The sequence below is a fragment of the Archangium lansingense genome, assembly GCF_026626635.1.
Taxonomy (GTDB): domain Bacteria; phylum Myxococcota; class Myxococcia; order Myxococcales; family Myxococcaceae; genus Archangium; species Archangium lansingense.
The window spans coordinates 7,646,233-7,664,343 of record NZ_JAPNKA010000001.1; the positions used below are offsets into that span (position 1 = coordinate 7,646,233).

13 protein-coding genes are annotated in these 18,111 nt (G+C 65.7%); 7 read left to right on the plus strand and 6 right to left on the minus strand.

Going from position 1 to position 18,111, the window contains the following annotated elements; all coding sequences use genetic code 11:
* Window positions 1-34: 34 nt before the first annotated feature.
* Window positions 35-289, minus strand: coding sequence for a hypothetical protein (locus OV287_RS30540; RefSeq protein ID WP_267537570.1), 255 nt, complete (start codon window positions 287-289; stop codon window positions 35-37).
* A 370-nt stretch (window positions 290-659) separates the two neighbouring features.
* Here OV287_RS30540 and OV287_RS30545 point away from each other — a divergent pair, with 370 nt between their 5' ends.
* Window positions 660-2,312, plus strand: coding sequence for a carboxylesterase/lipase family protein (locus tag OV287_RS30545; protein WP_267537571.1), 1,653 nt, complete (start codon window positions 660-662; stop codon window positions 2,310-2,312).
* Between the two features lie 125 nt (window positions 2,313-2,437).
* Here the strand turns inward: OV287_RS30545 and OV287_RS30550 are convergent, their stop codons facing one another.
* Entirely contained in the window at window positions 2,438-3,274 is an 837-nt protein-coding gene (locus OV287_RS30550; RefSeq protein WP_267537572.1) for an SDR family oxidoreductase, read from the minus strand.
* A 112-nt stretch (window positions 3,275-3,386) separates the two neighbouring features.
* Between OV287_RS30550 and OV287_RS30555 the strand changes: the two genes are divergently transcribed.
* Both OV287_RS30555 and OV287_RS30560 read left to right on the plus strand, forming a co-directional pair.
* Window positions 3,387-4,412, plus strand: coding sequence for an AraC family transcriptional regulator (locus OV287_RS30555; RefSeq protein ID WP_267537573.1), 1,026 nt, complete (start codon window positions 3,387-3,389; stop codon window positions 4,410-4,412).
* 228 nt (window positions 4,413-4,640) lie between these two features.
* On the plus strand, window positions 4,641-5,927 hold the full coding sequence (locus OV287_RS30560; protein WP_267537574.1) for an ABC transporter substrate-binding protein: 1,287 nt from the start codon (window positions 4,641-4,643) through the stop codon (window positions 5,925-5,927).
* Between the two features lie 55 nt (window positions 5,928-5,982).
* Here the strand turns inward: OV287_RS30560 and OV287_RS30565 are convergent, their stop codons facing one another.
* Window positions 5,983-9,411 carry a hypothetical protein gene (locus OV287_RS30565; protein WP_267537575.1) on the minus strand — a complete coding sequence of 1,143 codons (3,429 nt, stop codon included), beginning with the start codon at window positions 9,409-9,411 and terminating at the stop codon, window positions 5,983-5,985.
* A gap of 547 nt (window positions 9,412-9,958) precedes the next feature.
* Between OV287_RS30565 and OV287_RS30570 the strand changes: the two genes are divergently transcribed.
* Both OV287_RS30570 and OV287_RS30575 read left to right on the plus strand, forming a co-directional pair.
* Window positions 9,959-11,833 (plus strand): hypothetical protein, encoded by a 1,875-nt coding sequence (locus tag OV287_RS30570; RefSeq protein ID WP_267537576.1) that lies wholly within the window; start codon window positions 9,959-9,961, stop codon window positions 11,831-11,833.
* Window positions 11,834-12,013: 180 nt separating this feature from the next.
* Window positions 12,014-12,232 carry a hypothetical protein gene (locus tag OV287_RS30575; RefSeq protein WP_267537577.1) on the plus strand — a complete coding sequence of 73 codons (219 nt, stop codon included), beginning with the start codon at window positions 12,014-12,016 and terminating at the stop codon, window positions 12,230-12,232.
* A gap of 28 nt (window positions 12,233-12,260) precedes the next feature.
* Here OV287_RS30575 and OV287_RS30580 read toward each other — a convergent pair whose 3' ends face one another.
* Both OV287_RS30580 and OV287_RS30585 read right to left on the minus strand, forming a co-directional pair.
* Window positions 12,261-13,025: a DUF5953 family protein gene (locus OV287_RS30580; protein WP_267537578.1), complete on the minus strand. Its 765-nt coding sequence runs from the start codon at window positions 13,023-13,025 to the stop codon at window positions 12,261-12,263.
* 1 nt (window position 13,026) lies between these two features.
* On the minus strand, window positions 13,027-13,776 hold the full coding sequence (locus tag OV287_RS30585; protein WP_267537579.1) for a DUF6310 domain-containing protein: 750 nt from the start codon (window positions 13,774-13,776) through the stop codon (window positions 13,027-13,029).
* An 80-nt stretch (window positions 13,777-13,856) separates the two neighbouring features.
* Here OV287_RS30585 and OV287_RS56825 point away from each other — a divergent pair, with 80 nt between their 5' ends.
* Both OV287_RS56825 and OV287_RS30590 read left to right on the plus strand, forming a co-directional pair.
* Complete coding sequence (locus OV287_RS56825; protein WP_506344827.1) at window positions 13,857-14,294, plus strand: DUF5372 family protein; 438 nt, start codon at window positions 13,857-13,859, stop codon at window positions 14,292-14,294.
* A gap of 14 nt (window positions 14,295-14,308) precedes the next feature.
* Window positions 14,309-16,393 carry a recombinase family protein gene (locus OV287_RS30590; protein ID WP_267535199.1) on the plus strand — a complete coding sequence of 695 codons (2,085 nt, stop codon included), beginning with the start codon at window positions 14,309-14,311 and terminating at the stop codon, window positions 16,391-16,393.
* 546 nt (window positions 16,394-16,939) lie between these two features.
* On the opposite strand, the gene OV287_RS30595 is transcribed toward OV287_RS30590, so the two are convergent.
* Window positions 16,940-17,857 carry a DUF8832 domain-containing protein gene (locus OV287_RS30595; RefSeq protein ID WP_267537580.1) on the minus strand — a complete coding sequence of 306 codons (918 nt, stop codon included), beginning with the start codon at window positions 17,855-17,857 and terminating at the stop codon, window positions 16,940-16,942.
* Between the last annotated feature and the right edge of the window lie 254 nt (window positions 17,858-18,111).

Genomic DNA, 18,111 nt, shown 5'->3' on the forward strand with positions numbered 1-18,111 from the left:
CACGATGGGGTTGGCGGGCCCTGCGGCTGGGCCATCACGCCGTGCACGACGATGGGGGCGGGCTCTTGCGGAGCGAACCGACGGCTTGCTCCTTGGCAACCAGGAGGCCCAGCGGCAGAAAGTAGAGCGCGGCGATGGCCGTTCCGACGACCACAGGTCCCGTCGCGCCCAGAGACGTCTCCAGCGCGACCCCGGCAATCGACGAACCGATGGCCGTGCCCAGGTTGAGGGAGGACGTGGTGAGCGAGGCCGCGAGCGTCGGCGCCTGGCTGGCGAAGCGGACGGCCATCGAGACACGGTTTTGCTTCCTCGTGAACGCCAACATCCTCGGACGCACGTCGCCGGACCTGGGTGCCTCCCTCGACGCCTGGGAATTCTTTTCCCATTTCTCGACAGCACTCCATTCCCGGTAGGTGCCCTCGACGTCGCGGGTCGTCCGCGTCCTCACTGATTTCCCCAAGCGGGCGGAGGGAGCGACCCATCCCGCTATCCGGCAGCGGTCATTGATTCGAACCCGGGAGCAGGTGCCACGAACCCGCGCCCGCCCAAGCTTCCGGTCCATCGCGCGTCGCATCACGCCCTGGCGATGGAAGGACCTCCTGATGCGTGGAGGGGGCGGATGCCGTGTACGTGACTGCAAGGCAAGGAGAGGCGTGGCGATGATCATTGAAACAGACAAGGGACAGGTCGAAGGAACCACCGAGGAAGGCATCCACGTGTTCAAGGGCATCCCCTACGCGGCGCCGCCGGTGGATGACCTGCGCTGGCGGCCGCCGCAGGAGGCCACCGAGTGGAGGCCGGACGTACTCAAGGCCGACACCTTCGGACCGGCCTGCCCCCAGCCCGTCTATGAGGACTCGCTGGATGGCTCCGAACCCGTGGGTGAGCAGAGCGAGGACTGCCTGTATCTGAACGTCTGGACGGCCGGCGTCGACGCATCGAAGCCCAAGCCGGTCATGGTGTGGATCCACGGCGGTGCCTTCAAGGTGGGTGCCTCCCACATCACGATGTTCAGCGGCTTGCCCTTGGCTCAGAAGGGCGCCGTGGTCGTCAGCTTCAACTATCGCCTCGGGAATCTTGGCTTCTTCGCGCATCCTGGCCTGGAGGCGGAGACGGGGGGACAGGGTCCGGTGAACTTCGGGCTCCTGGATCAGATCGCTGCGCTGGAGTGGGTCAAGCGCAACATCGCCGCGTTCGGAGGCGACCCGGACAACGTGACCATCTTCGGCCAGTCGGCCGGAGGAGTGAGCGTGCTCGCCCTGTTCGCCTCGCCGATGGAGAAGACCACCGGGCTGTTTCGCAGGGGCATCGCGCAGAGCCCGTATGCGATTCCCGAGCACACGCGGGAGAAGGCCATCGAGAATGGCACCATCGTGGCGAGCGCGCTGTTCAAGCTGGGCCCCGATGCCACGGCGGCCCAGCTACGGCAGGTGCCGGCCGAGCTCTTCTCCGCCAAGGAGATGGAGGGCCCGGACGGGGAGCCGGTTCCGGTAGGTGGGCTGGCTCCGGTGCCCGTGGTCGACGGCGTGGTGCTGACGAAGAAGATCCGCCAAGCCTTCAAGGACGGTGATCAGAAGGTGTTGCCGCTGATCATCGGGAGCACCAGCAACGAAGCCAGTGTGCTCGCTGCATTCGGGATGAATCCGGTCGCCGTGCTGGGCAGGATCATCGACGTCGGCGGGGATGATGCGAGGGACTTCGTGCAAGAGATGAGGCGTCTCTACGCCAACGATCCAGAGGTAAACCCCAAGGAGCTCGACAGCAACCGGCGCTTCGCCCCTCTGCTGCTGCGCGACATGCTGTTCACCATGCAGGCCCGCTGGATCTCGGACGAACACTCGAAGAAGTCGTCGAGCTGGCGTTACTACTTCAGCTACGTCACGGAGGCCGACCGCGAGGAACATCGCTACGGCGTCGCTCACGGAAACGAGGTCGTCTACACCATGGGGACGGGCGACATCTTCGTGGGGTCCAAGGACGTTTTCACGGATAACGACCGGGCGGTGTCCGAGAAGGTCGTCGACTACTGGTACTCGTTCGCGAACACCGGCACCCCCAGCGGGAGAGTGGCGTGGCCCAAGAACGAGTACGGGCTCATCGCGCCGAAGGACAACACCCTGAAACTGGACGAGCCAATCACCCTCGCGACTGGCTTCCGGAGGGCCCGTCTCGACCGGCTCATCATGATATATCCCCTCCTGGAGGAGGCGCTCTCGGGCGAGGGGACCGAGGAGGCCGAAGCGGCCGAGGCGGGCGAGTATCCAGGCGTCGAACCCACCCAGGAGCCTGCCGCTCCAGGGGACCACTCGTGACGGGAACCAACCTCCTTCACGACTGAGCTGCCGTGAGTCTCGGTCAAGCGCTTGCGCATGGGGAGGGATTCGGACGGGGACCGCCGGTGGGTGGCGAGTAGACCGGGCGGGGCTGCTCTACCGCCTCAGCCAATCACCGTGCGGGTGAGTGCCAGGACGCCGTCACCCGTCACATCCGCGTACTTGTGGCGCGCGATGCCCCGGACGGCGTCCGAAGTGAGGTAGCGCAGGTGCGGCTGGGCGGTGGTCGCGACCTCGACGATGATCTTCGCCACGTCGTCCCCCGTCTGCGCCCCGTCATAGCGGCCCTTCAAGCGGGACATGTAGCCCTCGAGCAGGGGCCGGTAGGGCCCCAGCTCTCCCGTCATGCCGTCGCTCGCCGCCAGCACGTTGTTCACGAACTCCGTGCTGACCGGACCCGGCTCGATGAGCGAGATGTGGATGCCCAGCTTCTCCGCCACCGGAGCCAGGCTCTCCATGAAGCCCTCCACCGCGAACTTGGCGGCGCAGTACGCGTCATTGAAGGGTTGCCCGATGAGCCCTCCGATGCTGCTCACCGAGATGACCCGGCCCGAGCGCTGCTCTCGCATCACCGGGAACACCGCCTGCGTCACCCGCCACACGCCGAAGAAGTTCACCTCCATCGTGCGTCGCAGCGCCTCTGGAGACGTCTGCTCCATGGAGCCACGGAAGCCCGCTCCCGCGTTGTTCACCAGCACGTCGATGCGGCCGTGACGCTGGAGCACTTCCCGCACGCACTGGCGCACGGACTCGTCGCTCTCCACATCCAGCGCGCGGATGTCCAGCGGGACGCCCTCCGCGGTGGCGCGGGCGCGCAGACGCTCGGCCTTCTCCGGGTTGCGGAGCGTGGCGATGACCTCGAAGCCGGCCTTCGCCAGCTGGACGGCCGTGCTCAGTCCGATGCCCGTGGACGTGCCGGTGACGAGCGCGATGGGGGCCATGGTAGTCTCTCCTCGGTGATCAGGCGCCGCGGGGTGCGGCGTCGTGTCATGGAGTAGGTATCACTCGGCGCCAGTCCACCCTTGACCGTGGGCGCCAATCGACTGACCCGCGATGCCACCTGGCGCCACCCGAACCCTGTCACTCCCTCGCGGCCTGCTCGCCCTGCTGGCGGAGGCCGGTGTGCGGGTGGAGTCCCTGGCACGGAAGGTCGGCGCTGTCTCGGCTTCCGCGAGACTCACCCCGGCCCAGATGGATGCCTTCCTCGACCTGGCGCTCCCGGCGGTGGGGTCCGATGAGGCCAGACTGAAGATGGCCATGGATGTGCGGCCAGAGCTTTTCGGCGTGGTAGGGCTGGCCGCCATGGCCGCGCCCACCCTGGGCGTCGCGTTGACTCGCGTCGAGCGCTACAAACGGCTGTTGGCCCTGGACACCGTCGGGCTCGCTCCCGGAAGGGACTCCACGCGCGTGCGGATTCACCTGGCGCGGCCGGATGGGCCCACCGCGCGGATGCGCGCCGAGATGGAGATGGTGTTCCTGCTGGCGTTCGCCCGGAGGATGACGCGCACCCAGGTCATCCCCCAACGGGTGGACCTCCGGGGACCCGTTCCCACGTATCAGGCTCTCCTGGAGGCCTTCTTCAAGGCGCCCATCCACCATGGCCAGGAGAGCGATGCGCTCGTGTTCTCCGCGCTCGAGCTGGCCCGTCCTCTGGCGAGCAGCAACTCCGAGTTGGCCGGGTTGCTCGGGCCGCGCGCGGAACAGCTCCTCGTGGAAAGCGGAAGCCTGGACGTCGCGGAGCAGGTGCGCGCGGCGCTCCGACGCATGCTCGCCGGAGACGAGCCCTCCATGGAGGCCGTCGCTCAGACACTCGGGACGAGTGGGCGCACCTTGCAGCGCCGGCTCTCCGAGGCGGGCACCTCGTTCGTCGCGCTGTTGGGAGAGGTGCGCTGGGAGCTGGCGCGTGAGCAGTTGGCTCGCACGGACATGGAGGTCGCCGAGCTCTCCTTCCTGCTCGGCTTCTCGGACTCCAGTGCTTTCCATCGTGCCTTCAAGCGCTGGGAAGGGGTGACTCCACTCGAGTACCGCAGGGCCGCGAGGTGGAGGACAACTCCTTCGCCCATGCCACCGCGAGAGTAAGTGACCATCGGGGGCGGCGAGGCGTTCCTGCGTCCCGGCTGGCTCGACGTCGCTCGGGCCAAAAGGTGCGGAAGGCCACGCTCGAACTGCTCCAGCCCTCATCCTCCACAGGCCTGCGTTGTCAAGGAGTCAATCTCTGGATGAATGAAGCGATCTGAAAGGAGCCCAAGCGCATACGTTCACCCCTGGGAAAGCGTCTCGCGTCCAGTCACAAACCCAGGGGGAAGAATGCGCAACGTGCTGAAGGGACTCGCCATTGCCACGATCCTGGCCAGTCCCGCCCTCGTCCACGCGGAGACAATCACCATCGCGTGTGGCCCCGAGGACGATGAGCTCAAGCAATGTAGAAAGGGCGCGAAGGACTGGGCGAAGAAGACGGGAAACCAGGTGGAGTTCGCACCCGTGCCCCTGAAGCGGAAAGATCAATTCACCGCCTTCAAGCAGCAGCTGTCGGAGAAGCGTCCGGATGTCGACGTGTACCGCGTGGACGTGGTGTGGCCAGGCATGTTGGCAGCGCACTTCATCGATCTCAAGCTCTACGTCTCCGACGAGGTGCTCAATCAGCACTTCCCCGCCATCGTGCAGAACAACACCGTGGGCGGGAAGCTGGTGGCCATGCCGTGGTTCGCCGACGCGGGCCTGCTCTTCTACCGGAAGGATCTGCTGAAGAAGTACGGCCAGAATCCGCCCACCACCTGGCAGGAGTTGGAGGAGGTGGCCAGGAAGCTCCAGCAAGCCGAGCGCAAGGCTGGCAACGGCAAGATGTGGGGCTTCGTCTTCGCGGCCAAGGCAGACGAGATACTCACGTGCACCGCGCTGGAGTGGATCGACTCCTTCGGCGGGGGGACCATTGTCGGAGAGGACGGCAAGGTCACCATCAACAACAAGAAGGCGGTGGAGGCGTTGACGACGGCGGCCGGGTGGATCAACGACATCTCGCCTCCGGAAGTGCGCGACTATGAAGAGAAGGACGCGCTCGACTTCTTCCTGTCGGGCAACGCGGTGTTCATGCGCAACTGGCCGGAAGCGTGGGCGAAGGCCAAGGCCAGGGGCGGCAAGTTGAAGTGCGAGGTGAAGGGGAAGTGCGAGGTGGCGGTGATGGCGCTGCCCAAGGGCGGCAAGGACGGCAAGTCCACCGGCACCCTGGGCGGCTGGCACCTCGCGGTGTCCAGGTATTCCAAGCACCCGGAGATCGCCGCGGACCTGGTGAAGTACCTGACGAGCCCCGAAGAGCAGAAGCGCCGCGCCATCAAGGCGGCCCACAACCCCTCGGTGATGGCGCTCTACAAGGACCCCAAGGTGTTGAATGCCAACCCGTTCTACCCGAGCCTGCTGGAGACCTTCACGAACCCGGTGGCGCGGCCCTGGCAGGTCACGGGTCGCCAGTACGATCTGATGAGCTCCGAGTTCTTCAACGCCGTGCACGCCGTCCTGTCGGGCTCGGGCACGCCGGAGGACAAGCTGAAGGGCCTGCAGAAGACGCTCGAGCGCATGAGCAACGAAGGCAAGTGGTGAGCAGCCCCGACGGCCACCGCTGGCACGCCCGCACCACCGCCGGTGCCCACGCGGGTCATGTCGGGCCTGGTGGCGTTCTCTTTCCCTCGGAGGAAGAGCTGGAACCCGCCCCTTGCAGACACACCAGTGCGGGCCCGGTCGGGACTTCACCGTTGGAGAATATCTTGTCCTCCCGCACCTGGTCGTTCTGGCGGATCTGCTCCAGGAGAGACCTGGCCTTCTGCCGCAGGGCCCATCTCCGTCCCTCGTCAGAGTCGCCCTGCTCCTCCAATCGGGCGGCCTCGCACCGATAGGCCTGCGCGAGGTCCCACCAGAACTCGTCGAAGATCGCGTGCTTGAACTTGCTCCGATCTATCTTTTCGATCTCCCGGATGGCATCTCGGGGGCGAGCCTGTCCGAGGAAGACCTCCCCCAACGCAGAGGTGGCCATCGCCCACTGGATCTTGTCGCCGCTGCTGCTCAATTCGCTCGCCCTGCGGGCGAACTTCTCCGCCAGCTGGCCCTCCTCCTGACTCGGCCCGAGCCGACTCGGCCCGAGACGATCATTGTGAAAGCGGAAGCTCCACTCCCAGAAATTGTACGCATAGCGGAGCATCGCATCGACGTGGGTCGGATCGAGATTGATCGCCTGCTCGTACTCCATGAGCGCTGCATGATAGGCACTGGAAATCATCTCATCACGGTTCTTCTCGTACCAGATATCCTCCCAAGCCCAGACGATGTCGCCATACTTATCCGCCCGGAAGACGTGAGCATTGGCATCCTTGCTCAGGAGCATCATCGGATCCTCGTCGCCGAGCTGGTAGGCCACCCTGGCCGCGCCGCACTGGAATGAGACCTTCCGCAAGGGGTCATTGGAGAGCGCCGCGGCGTTCTTGTAGTACCTCGAGGCCATTCGGAAGTGCAGCAACCGGGGCCGCTCCGCCCACGGGGGGAACACCCGTGGCGGCGGCTGCTCGCCTTCTGTCAGGGGACACTCCTGGCGCACTCCGTCATTGCCCTCCGTGAATTGGGGCCGCTCGAAGAGCATCCCGAGCGTGCCTTGCACATGAGCCTCGCTCTCCCGGATGTCCGAGACGGTATGCCAGGTGGGGGGCAGCTGCCTGTACACCCGCTCCGCGCGCTTGCAATAGAAATAGGCCCCGAGGCGCTTCTGGGAGGCCAGGTCCGCATGGCTTTCCGCGTTGGCCGCATCGAACCCCAACAGGCAGAGCCCATAGTAGGCCTGGGTCTTCTCCAGTTGATGGCCCGGGAACTGGATGATCCGTTGCCAGAGGACACGTGCCTCGCTCCGCCTCGCATCCGTCTTCCCCGATATCATCATCGGCTCCGGCGTTGGCTCGGAGGCGACCGTCGTCCGTTGCAGGAATCCCGTCGGGCCGGAGTGGAAGGACATGGAGGCCAGGGCTACCTGACCGGGGAGGAATTGGGGGTTGAGCGTGATGCTGGTGCGGAAGGCATTGGTGGCCTGGTCCGTCTGACCATCCGTCTGCAATGCAATCCCCAGGCTGTAGTGTGCCAGGGTAAACCTGGGGTCCAGCTGGATTGCCTCGCGAAACTTCTCGATGGCCTGGCCCAGGGAGTCGTAGCCCGACGTACGTACGAATGACTCCCAGCTCTCCACCCCCTTGTGGAAGGACTCGAAAGCCTCCGGGGAGCTGGTGATGCCGATATCCTTCAACCCTGGGTCATTGCGGATGATCTCGAAGGCCAGGGCCCGGGTGAGGCGCGAGACGGCGTCAGCGAGCTTCGGCTCGGCCGACAGCTCCTTCGACAGCTTGTTCTTGTCCAACTCGACCCGCCAGGACTCTCCGTCGCTGCTCCTGGCAAGCAGGATGTAACGGGTCTGCTCTTCATAGAGGGTGCTTCGAATGACGTTCACGCCCAGCAGCGCGCGCATCGGCTCCTGGATGGGCGCGGCCAGCATGCGGAAGGGAACCTTGATGCCTCCACTGAGCTCCAGGACCAGGTTCTGGGTGGCGGCGGCCGAGGTCCCGGACATGTCCGACGCATAGCCGAACTGCTTCATCTGATGGGTGTCCCCAGGCTGTTGGAGCATGACCTCCGGCTGGAGCACCCACTCGAGGTCTCCGAGGGCAGTCGTGAGGCTCTCGGCGAGGGTCTGGCCAAGCGCCTGCGCCTGCTCGTCCTGCTCCTGGGCTGCGGAGAGCCCCGTGACCACGAAGGGCTCGATGACCGTCTTGCCCGCGTTGGGCACCTCGTTGGCGGCGATCAGGAGGACCAGGGTCAGGGGGAGCGTCGCCAGCAGGAGCCGGAGGGGCTTGCGAGCACTCAGCCAATCGTATCCGCGTTTCAGGTGCTCGCCGACCAGGGTGCGCCACCCGGGCCGGGTCACGCGCCCCTCCGGGCCTGGTTCCGGCGAGCCTTTCGTGGCGAACGAGCGCCAATGGCGGATGCGCCGGAACAGTGGCCCCTCCAGGAGCGTCTCCGCTAGCACGAAGGCGATGAGGAGCACGCCGGCCAGGAAGAAGAGCATCCCGAACTCCGAGGAGAAGAGCAGCATGGCGATGAGCCACGGCAGGACGAGCAGCGCGCCCAGGACGACACGCCGGCACGGCAGCGACAGCCCGGGCAGTTCGACGCTCCTGAGCCGGCGGGCGGCGACGACCACCGCGAGGGCGAGCATGCCCGCGAGTGCCGCCCAGCAGGGCCATGGATGAGCACCATCTCCACGCAGGGAGAGCGCGACGAGCCCCACTCCCATGAGCCACGAGCTCGCCACCAGCGCCGCATGGTGTCCCTTGCGGAGCCAGGCCCGCCGGCGCTGGAACTCCCGCAGGAGAAGAGAGCTACAGAGGCTCAGGCCGAGGGGAAAGGCCAGCATCAAGCAGAGGCGCCAGCTCAGATGCCACCGATGGGCGGATGTCGACTCCGTGAACTCCGCCCGGCCGAAGCTGAGGAGGGCCAGCACGGAGATGAAGGCCGCCGCCAACCCGGCGAACCCCTCGAGGGAGCGCACCCGAAGCAGGTCGAGCAGGCACCCGGCGAGACAGAGGCACAACCAGAGGAGCAGGGGCGGCGACCAGAGGTCATAGGAATAGATGGGTGGCAGCTCCGGCTCGTTCAGGCCACGGAGCTGGTGGAGTTGGATGGCCGCCAGCACCGCGACGAGCACACCAGGGCCTAGCCGCCATGCCAGGGACCGGAGCTGCCCCTCGCGAGAGCCGCCATGACACGCGTTCCAGGCCAGTCCGGCTCCAATGGAGATTCCCCCGAGGAACAGGTACATCCCGAGCTGGGTGAGTGTCCTGCCCTGCACCAGCATCACACCAAGGCCGGAGCTGACCACCAGCCGCCCCAGGAAGAAGAGGCGGGCCCAGAGCAGCACCCACCCCGCGATGACGAGCAGGAGCAGCCCCCAGGCCCGATCATGGGAACCCCATCTCGGCCGGCGGAGGAACCAGAGTCCCTCGAATGCCAGCAGAGCCGCGGTCAGCGCGACGACGATGGCGCTCTGTCCCATCAGCGACCCCCTCTCAGGCACTACATGCAGCATGCCTGGACGCATTCCGCCCCGTGGCCTCACACAGATGCGGTGCGCCTGAAGCCTGTGGGTCTGGCCTTCTTGTCGGCGCTCCGCCTCTCGCCCGGCGTGTCACCCCTTCGCGCGGTGACACGGTCCAACTGCTCGCCACCGGGAAACACTTCCGAGCCTCAGCGCTGAAGATCGAAGTCCTTCTCTTCCCTGTGGTTTGGAGGCCTCGCGGCGTGACCTGCCTTTCGCATCGAGCGGGAAGATGTAGAAGAAGCGAAGCCTCGAGGCGGAGCTGGAGACCGAGCCCAACCCATTGGCCAGGACGAGATAACGTTCATTGCCCCACTCGAGTTCGAACGCCTGGTGCTCCTCCTCGAGCCAACCGCCGCATGGTTCCCCTTCATCTGCTTGTGATGCCGCCCGACCCTGACCTCTCGGGTAGCGTCTGGGCGCGGCGGGGACTCCCCTCAAGATTTCCGCCTGTCCGCCCTTGGGAATGGCATTGTCCTCTTTCAAACACAGGAGGATCTCATCCTTGAAACCCCTTCCCCTGCTCCTCGTCACCTCTCTCGCGGTCTCCACCGTGGCCCGTGCCGGAGACTATCGGGGCGCGCTCGCCATGTGTCAGAAGGATGCGCGCACCGCCGTACTCCGGATCCAGAAAGGCGGCCCCGCCGAGGGCGCCTCCATGTTCCGGACCGTCGAGGAGATGTGCATCAAGGGGAAGGGGGCCGCCGGGATGCGGGAACTGCCCGGGTACGAGGACGTCCTCCGGGATTACGAAGAGGCGAAGCGCCTGATGCAGGCCGCGGAGGATGCCGCGGCGGCGGTGAGCCCGGGCGGGGACGCGCAGTCGGTGACCGCGCGCTGGGAGGCGAAGCCGAAACGCTGCCGGACCACGGACGACTGGGATGTGGCCGCGGGACTCAAGCCCCAGACCGGGGGAATCCGGCGCCGCACTCCCGGTGGCATCGCGTGGGGAATGTTCTTCGAGCGTTCGTGGGACAGCCGTTCGGCGAGCACCACCCCCTTTGGTGGTGGTTCCGGCCCGGATGACTACCTGGCGAGACTCGCCTGTGGTTATGACGTGGAGGGCGTGGATCCCTCCTTCGACAAGGACCGGCTGTGGGGCGGTCAGCTCCCCGATGAGGATCCGCGCCGGCTGCTCGCCCGGGCGCTCCAGACGGGTGCACCCGACTCGCCCCGCAGCACGCTCCACCGCGTGGCGTTGATGTTCCACTGCTACGCCTCCACCGGTTGGAAGGTGCCCGACCACTACAGCACCTATCTCTACTGTGACGAGGCCCTGGGGAAGACAGTCCCCACGCAGGGTGAAATCGAAGCGGCCTCCGAGGCCGTCTTCCCCGGGCGTGCCTGGGAGAAGGTCAACCTCGTGTACGCCGCGCAACGCACGCTCGAGGCCAAGAAGGAGGTGGATGTCGCCTTCACGCAGGCTGAGTCCCAGGCCCCGCGGATGAAGGCCATCTTCCGCGGCTCGGCCGACGCGGCGCGCCGCGAGCACGCCGAGTTCCTCACGCGCTACGCGGAGGAGCTGCGAACGCTGGAGCCCATGACGGCCGAGGCGCTGCGGCGCGGGGCTCACGAGCAGATGCCCGCCGACTGCGTGGAGAAGCTGCTCCCCCTGCGCGCCAGACTCGAGGCCGAGCTCCAGCCGAAGGATGAAGCGGGAGTGCAGGCGCTGCGCACCGGCCATTCTCTCGGCTTCCAGATCACCGAGGCACTCACCGCCTGCTACCTGGCACGCGGCCACCTCGCACGCGCGAAGCTGGAGGCGGAGAGTCTCATGAAGGGCTCGCGCCGGGTGACCGAGGAGGAGAAGGTCTTCCACGCACGCCTGGGTGCGCAGTGGCAGGCCAAACGAGACCTGCCGACGAAGGAGCAGCGCGTGCAGGCCATCCCCAACTGGGAGTCCGTCGAGGACTACCCCCAGGTACCCGAGACCGAGATCGCCTCGAACGACCTGATGGAGCAGGTGCGGCACATGGAGGCCTCCATCAACACCATCGGCGATGTCCGGGGCATGCTCGCGGTCGTGGTGTCGAAGCGCGAGACCCCGGAAGGCGTGTGGATCACCTTCAAGAAGTTCACGAGCACCTACCGCGAGATGGAGTGCCGGGACACCAACGAGATCGTGCGCCTCAGCTTCGTGGGCCGCAGCGTCCATCCCGTCTACCGCAAGGAGTGCAAGGAGGTCGGGCCCTTGCGGAAGCACACCGTCCAGGCGGAGCCGGTGCTCCTCTCCAAGGAGGAGGCCGACCTCGTGCAGAAGGGCATGCAGCTCAAGGCGCTCGTCAACCAGAACAATCCGGCGGATTCGGTGCTCACGGACCTCTGGAAGCAACAAGGGGCCAAACAGCCGCTGGTAATAGACGGCATCCGCCTGCATTGAGGGCGGAGGCCGCGGAAACACGCGGCGGGAGTGGACTCTTGCGGCTTCGGCTCCGCTCCTACGACATCGCGTTATGCAGGCGTGGTGAGCGTCAGTTCCATTCTTCGACCTCCCGACCCACGCTATATCTGGATACTGGCTTGCTGTCTGGCAGGTCTTCCCGCGCTCGCACAGACCGTGGTGAGCGATCCACCCCCTGAGTCCATCTTCGAGATCGATCTCTACTACAACGATACTCCTTCCCGCCTCGTGTCGTGCCGGCTCGTGTCGCGCGAATTCTTTGACACCCTCTCGCCGCTCGGCTGCCCCTGCACCCTCAAGCTGTGGGAAGCACAGGGGCCTCGTACCGTCACCCTCGGGAACGTCACCTTCCCGGGGAGCCAGCAGGCGGCGCCCTGATCCCGGCCACGGCGAGCAGGGCCGAGCCTCAAGGGGTGGAGCGCCCGCCGATCTCCGGGAAGCGCTCGTAGGCCCGTTTTAGCGCGTCCAGGTGGGCGGGGTTGTCCAGGTCGAGCGGCGCATCAGTGAGCCGCACAACCCACCCGTCGGTCGCGGTACGCCGTGAGCGCGAAAGCAACTCCGCGTCGCGGGCCGGGTCTGGGAAGCCGATTGTGCGTGCGGCAGCGGCCGACCAGTAGCTCAACCACCCGAGGCGATGCGGAATCTCAGGCGAGCGCATGGCACTAGGGGACTTGATCACCGGCAGCCCTCGGGGTGGAGGCTCCAGGTCGTCTGGCCGATTCTTCGTCTGGCGCGCGATGTCCACCCCCGCGTTGAACGGCGTCGCATGCCCCCAGAATGCGCGGGCACCCTCCGCTATGGCCTCCAGCACGTCCGCGGCTGCCGCGATGCCGGTTGCGTCGAGCGGCAGGGCTGCATGGACTTCAAACTGTGCCTGCCCTCCCGGGGAGAGCCCCGCCGGGCTTTCCCATCCAGACACCGTTACCCGGTAGCTCTCGTCGCCATTACAAATGAGCCGAAACCCCCTTCCGGTCGGCCTCCCTTGGGCGAGCCAGGCCTCGCGCTGCGGCAGCCGGATTAGCTTCCCCTCGCGAGAAATTGTCCACTCCAGGCGTAAGCCAGGGAACGTGCGTTCCATTCCATGAACAACGGCCAAGGGGCGACCGTCGGCGCTCACGAGCGCAGGCGCGTAAACGATAATTCCAATGTCATTTTCTTGCGTTGCAGGCATTTCAGCACCAGTTCATGACGACGATGATGCCCGTGAGTCGTGGCTCCGCGAATTCCAGTGCGGCTTTGTGCGCTGCGCTGCGCACGCCGACCTTGAAGTCAAATCCGCAGGCCAGAGCGAGAACGCGCTCGTGCAGCAGCTCCGGCACTTGGTCCTCAAGCACAATTCTCCGAAGTTCGGGCGGGTAGGTGTCGAAGTTGTCGGTCTTGACTTCCCAGAGCGTGCGCGTGGCCAGTTGCAGCGCGTCGAAGTTCTTCCCATTCACGAACACATCCCCGCCGGGGAAACTGTTGTTCGGGATTCTGTCGGCGCACTTGTCGTGCAGTTTATTACCGCCAAGGTGGTACGGCACTGGATCGGGCTCGCACCTGCGGCGATCTCGCTCCGAGGTCTCGGGTGGCTCCGGAGGAGGGAAATCCGGTCCTTTTGGCTCCGGCTTGGGCCTTTTTTTCGGCGAGGGTTTCTGCGGGGCGGGCGCTGTTTCAGACACGGGCCGCGTTTCAGGCGCGGGCCTTACCTCGGGGCGGCCCATATCCAGAGCATACGCATCCAGGGCCTCTTTTATGACGAATCCCACCACCACCACGCCCGCGATAATCACCGTTCCTACGACGATCTCCGGCGCCGCCAAGACACAGAGTCCGACGCCCACGGCAGCAGCACCCGCTGAGGCGACCGCGCATCGTCCCGTGGTGTCGTGAAACTCGATCTGGTCATGGTCGAGGGCATGAAAGCACCGCTCCGCCAGCATGGGCCAGGGCTCGGAAGCCTCTTGGACGACATCCACACAATGCACCTCATGCATTATACCCCATTTCCGCCGAGGTGCAGGTGACCCTGCCAGGCCACCCGCTCCGGGGAATGCGGCTGCCGATTACTCGAGCCCTCCGCACTCAGGATGGCCAGCGCTACGTCGTTGTTGAGCATCCACGAGGCTGGCGCGTGCGGCTGCCCATCGAGTGGACGGATCAGGCGGCGCCCCTTGTGCCGCCACGTGTCGGTGGTCGCCAGCTCCGCATTTCCGTCTCGTCCCTGCTGAAGCTTGCCCGTGCCGTGCAGGTGGGCCTTGACCAGGAGGTTGAGTCACCGGCTGCTTTACCTCCTGCATCGGGCATTAACGTCAATCATGTCCACACTTCTGCCTCCAAAACCCGGCCCGCCCTGGTCGGCACTGCCCGTGGCGGCAAGAGGCGCGCTACTCGGCGCGTGGGCCACGCTCCTGCTCCAAGCGCTTCGCGCCGAGGCGGCAGGCGAGGAGGAAAGCGATGAACGACAAGATTCACGTGGGCCACCTGGAGCGCCAAGCCGTCGTCTACCTTCGGCAATCCACACTCAGGCAAGTCCACGAGCATCATGAGTCCACTGCCCGCCAGTACGCTCTCCAGCAGCGTGCCCTTGAGCTCGGCTGGCCGGCGGAGCGTATTGAAATCATCGACGAAGATCTCGGCCAGAGTGGTTCGAGCAGCATCGGACGCACGGGCTTTCAACGACTGGCTGAGCAGGTGGCGTACGGGCGTGTCGGCGCCATCTTCGCGTTGGAAATCTCCCGTTTGGCCCGTTCCTCCGCGGACTGGCATAGGCTCTTGGAGTTATGCGGCCTGGCCGATGTCCTCATCATCGACGAGCAGGCCGTCTACACACCTCGGGACTATAACGACCGGTTGCTGCTGGGCCTCAAGGGGACCATGAGCGAAGCCGAGCAGTACTGGATGCACCTGCGCCTGCAGGGCGGAAAGCTCTCCAAAGCCCGGCGCGGAGAGCTATTCTTCCGACCACCGGTTGGCTACGAGTGGGATGAGACGACGGGCCGGTTTCGTCTTGAGCCCGACGAGCAGGTACAGCGGGCTGTGCGCCTGGTCTTCGAGCGCTTCCGTTTGGAGGGCAGCGCCTCCGCTGTGCAGGGCTACTTTGCCGCGAACGGTCTGCGGCTGCCCGTGCATGACCCACGCACAGGCGAACTGCATTGGGCTCCCCCCAGATACAGCGCCATCCGCCTGATGCTCCGAAACCCCACGTACGCGGGCGCCTACGTCTTCGGGCGGCATGAGAGGCGGATGGGCCTGGTGGAGGGACAGTTGAGGCGGCAGCACAGCACCACGCTGCCCCAGGAGGCCTGGAAGATATGCCTGTACGACCACCACCCGGCATACATCACCTGGGAGGAATACATGGCCAACCAGAGGAAGCTCTCGGCCAACCGGGCCAACCATCATCTACCGGAACAGCGGGGGGCCGCCCGCGAGGGGGAGGCTCTGTTGCAGGGACTGCTGCTGTGCGGCCGGTGTGGCAATCGAATGAAGACGAAGTACATGGGCTCCAAGCGCTATGCACTCTACGTGTGCCGTCGCAGAGGCGACGACATAAAGGACAAGTGCTGGAGCGTCCCCGCCGCGGCCATCGACGAGGCCGTCGCCAGGCTCTTCCTCGAGACGGTACAGCCGCCGGAGACGGAGCTGAGCCTCGCTGTCACTCGAGAAGCCGAGAAACAGGCGGGTGAGCTCGAGCGCCAATGGCAGCTGCGACTGGAACGTGCCCGGTATGAAGCGCGGCTCGCCGAGCGCCGCTACAAGGCTGTCGACCCCGACATGCGAGTGGTGGCCCGGACGCTCGAGCGAGAGTGGAATGAGAAACTGAGCGAGCTTGGACACCTCGAATCCGAGTACCAGGAAGTCCTCCGGGAGCAGAAGGTAGTGCTCACAGACGAGGACCGGGCACGCCTGCTCGCGCTCGCCAGAGACCTGCCTCGTGTCTGGTATGCGAAGAGCACGACCCAGGCCGAGCGGAAGAACCTGCTGCGGATTCTGGTGCGCGAGGTGGTGCTGAGCCCCATCGAAGTTCCAGAACCGATGACGCGCGTCCAGGTGCTGTGGGAAACAGGTATGGTCAGCGATTGGAATATCCCTCGCCTGCCGTACAACGCGCGGACGACCTCGCCCGAGGCAATCAACCTCATTGGCAAGTTGCAGGGGAAGAAGAGCGACGAAGAAATAGCGGCAGAGCTCAACCGCCGCGGACTGCTCACCGGGCACAAGCGTCCTTGGGATGCTCGGGCGGTACGCTGGGTGCGCAATCGCTACGAAATGTCCTGCCGTTCAGACAGATGTTTGCCAGAACGCAGAGCCGGTGGACTCTACTCGATACGTGGAGTCGCTAAGCGTCTGGGTGTTTCCAAGGACGTGGTGCTCATGTGGGTGAAGCAAGGGCAGCTCCGCGTTGCCGAGGGTGGCAGTCGAGGTCATCCCTTGTGGTTCAAGCTCGATCAGGCAACGAGTAAGCGTCTCAAGGCCGCAATCCATTCGGGCAGCGAAGCCGTGGAACTCCGCCATCCCGAAGAACCCCATGTAATGGAGGAGGGGCATTATGAGTAGGTCACCTGGACGGCGCACCGCCCCCCGTCCGTCCAGGGCAGCGTCGCCGCTCGCTGGAGATTGGCGAGCCTCGGGTCCCGGGCCGCTGGCTCTCCTGGGCTCGGTGCCGACGTAGCGCAGGCTGCGACAAAGAGCAGAAGTGCGATGCACGCTCGGAAACGCATGGCCGGCTCGTGGGTCACGTGCATGCATCCCTCAAGAATCAAGAACACCCGGCAACTGCGCTCCTGACGATTACCACCACTTCGTCTCTGCTGCATTCTGCTTGAGACCGCGTATCGACTCGGTACGTGCTTGGTGTCGAAAATTCTTGCTGCGGGGGGCAGCTCCCTCGGGCGGTAGCCATGACGCGTGTGGCCACAGGGCTGCCAGCATGTGCCCTCAGTGTGCCCCTCCAGCGGGGTTAGAGGCTACACACGAGGGAACGGCATGGGACGGGGCGGGATAACAAACCCGAGGAGAATCAAGGCGATAGCGGGTAACTGCGCGTCCTGCTTGGGGTTTTCTATCGCCCTGCCCACGGGTTCGAATCCCGTCGGGGACACCTCAGTGCTGGTGGTGCGCGTGCCCGCCCGGCGCCTTGGGTCCCGAGCCGGAGCGGGCCTCAGGGCGCGCGTCGACGACGCCGACGCGCAGGACGAAAGGCACCGTCACCACCGCGCCGCGGCGCTGCACCTGCACCCATAGCTTGTAGAGGCCCGGACGCGGGAAAACCGCGTGCGCCGACACCCTCGAGGCGCTACGGGTGTCGAGGGCGTGCACGTGGACGAAGTCCTGGCCATCGGCGCTGAGCACCATGAAGTGGGCCATCGCGCCGAGGTAGGGCTCGAGGTCCCCCACCGGCTTGCCCGTCTCCACATCCGTGACGTCGAAGTGCAGCGTGGCGGCCTCGCCTCCGCGAATCTCCCCCACGCTGCGCAACGTCAGCTCGAGCCCATCAGCACGCTGCGTCCTGGGCGACTCCGTCAGCGCGACCGCAGCGGGGCGCGCAGCGCCCGCAACGTGCACGCTGTGCCTGTCCACCACCTGGCCGCGGCCCGGCTGCTGGTAGTCGACGAAGAGGAAGTACGCCCCCGCCTCCTCAAAGGTGTGCTGGGCGCGGAAGGAGGCTCCATCCACAAAGGGATGCAGGTGCGCAAAGTGGCTGAGGTCCTTGGAGATGACGAGCAGGTGCATGGGCTTCTCGTGCGAGGGCGTGAGTTGCGACACCGCGCGCCCGTGGCCGTCCCGTACGGTGATGGTGAGCGTCACCGGCTGGTCGGCCTGCACTGGTGTCGGGTGCATCTGCACGTCGGTGCGGTACATGTCCGTGTCCTCCTGGGTGTGATGTGCGTGCGAAGCCGAAGTGGCGTGGGCGCGCGCGTCGTGCGTGCCGGCGAGGACGCCGGTAGGGGCGGTGACGGCGCCCAGAAGCATGAGGTGAACGAGTGCTTGGGTAAGGCTGGGCGAGGTGGCGATTGACATGGAGAAACTCCCGAGGTGCGTGAAGCGAATCACCTGGGGAGACGCAACCGTTCCTGGCTCATTACACCCTGATGGAGAAGGATCGGGAGATCCACCGCGACATCGAGGCCGTCTTCCACGGGCCCGCATCCCCGTAGGTGACGGACGCCAGGAGCGATTGTGCGCGGGCGTGCCCTACCCCGCCCCAGGACTTCCTCCAGAAAAAGAACAAAGTTCTAAAATTCGGGCATTCCCCGTGTTAACGGAGTTCCATG

What these genes read in the sequence shown, in the direction of transcription:
- OV287_RS30595 (WP_267537580.1), bottom strand. Translation starts at nt 17,857, where the DNA reads ATGTCAATCGCCACCTCGCCCAGCCTTACCCAAGCACTCGTTCACCTC.
- OV287_RS30565 (WP_267537575.1), bottom strand. Translation starts at nt 9,411, where the DNA reads ATGGGACAGAGCGCCATCGTCGTCGCGCTGACCGCGGCTCTGCTGGCA.
- OV287_RS30545 (WP_267537571.1), top strand. Translation starts at nt 660, where the DNA reads ATGATCATTGAAACAGACAAGGGACAGGTCGAAGGAACCACCGAGGAA.
- OV287_RS30580 (WP_267537578.1), bottom strand. Translation starts at nt 13,025, where the DNA reads ATGCCTGCAACGCAAGAAAATGACATTGGAATTATCGTTTACGCGCCT.
- OV287_RS30555 (WP_267537573.1), top strand. Translation starts at nt 3,387, where the DNA reads ATGCCACCTGGCGCCACCCGAACCCTGTCACTCCCTCGCGGCCTGCTC.
- OV287_RS30560 (WP_267537574.1), top strand. Translation starts at nt 4,641, where the DNA reads ATGCGCAACGTGCTGAAGGGACTCGCCATTGCCACGATCCTGGCCAGT.
- OV287_RS30585 (WP_267537579.1), bottom strand. Translation starts at nt 13,776, where the DNA reads ATGCTGGCGGAGCGGTGCTTTCATGCCCTCGACCATGACCAGATCGAG.
- OV287_RS30550 (WP_267537572.1), bottom strand. Translation starts at nt 3,274, where the DNA reads ATGGCCCCCATCGCGCTCGTCACCGGCACGTCCACGGGCATCGGACTG.
- OV287_RS30540 (WP_267537570.1), bottom strand. Translation starts at nt 289, where the DNA reads ATGGCCGTCCGCTTCGCCAGCCAGGCGCCGACGCTCGCGGCCTCGCTC.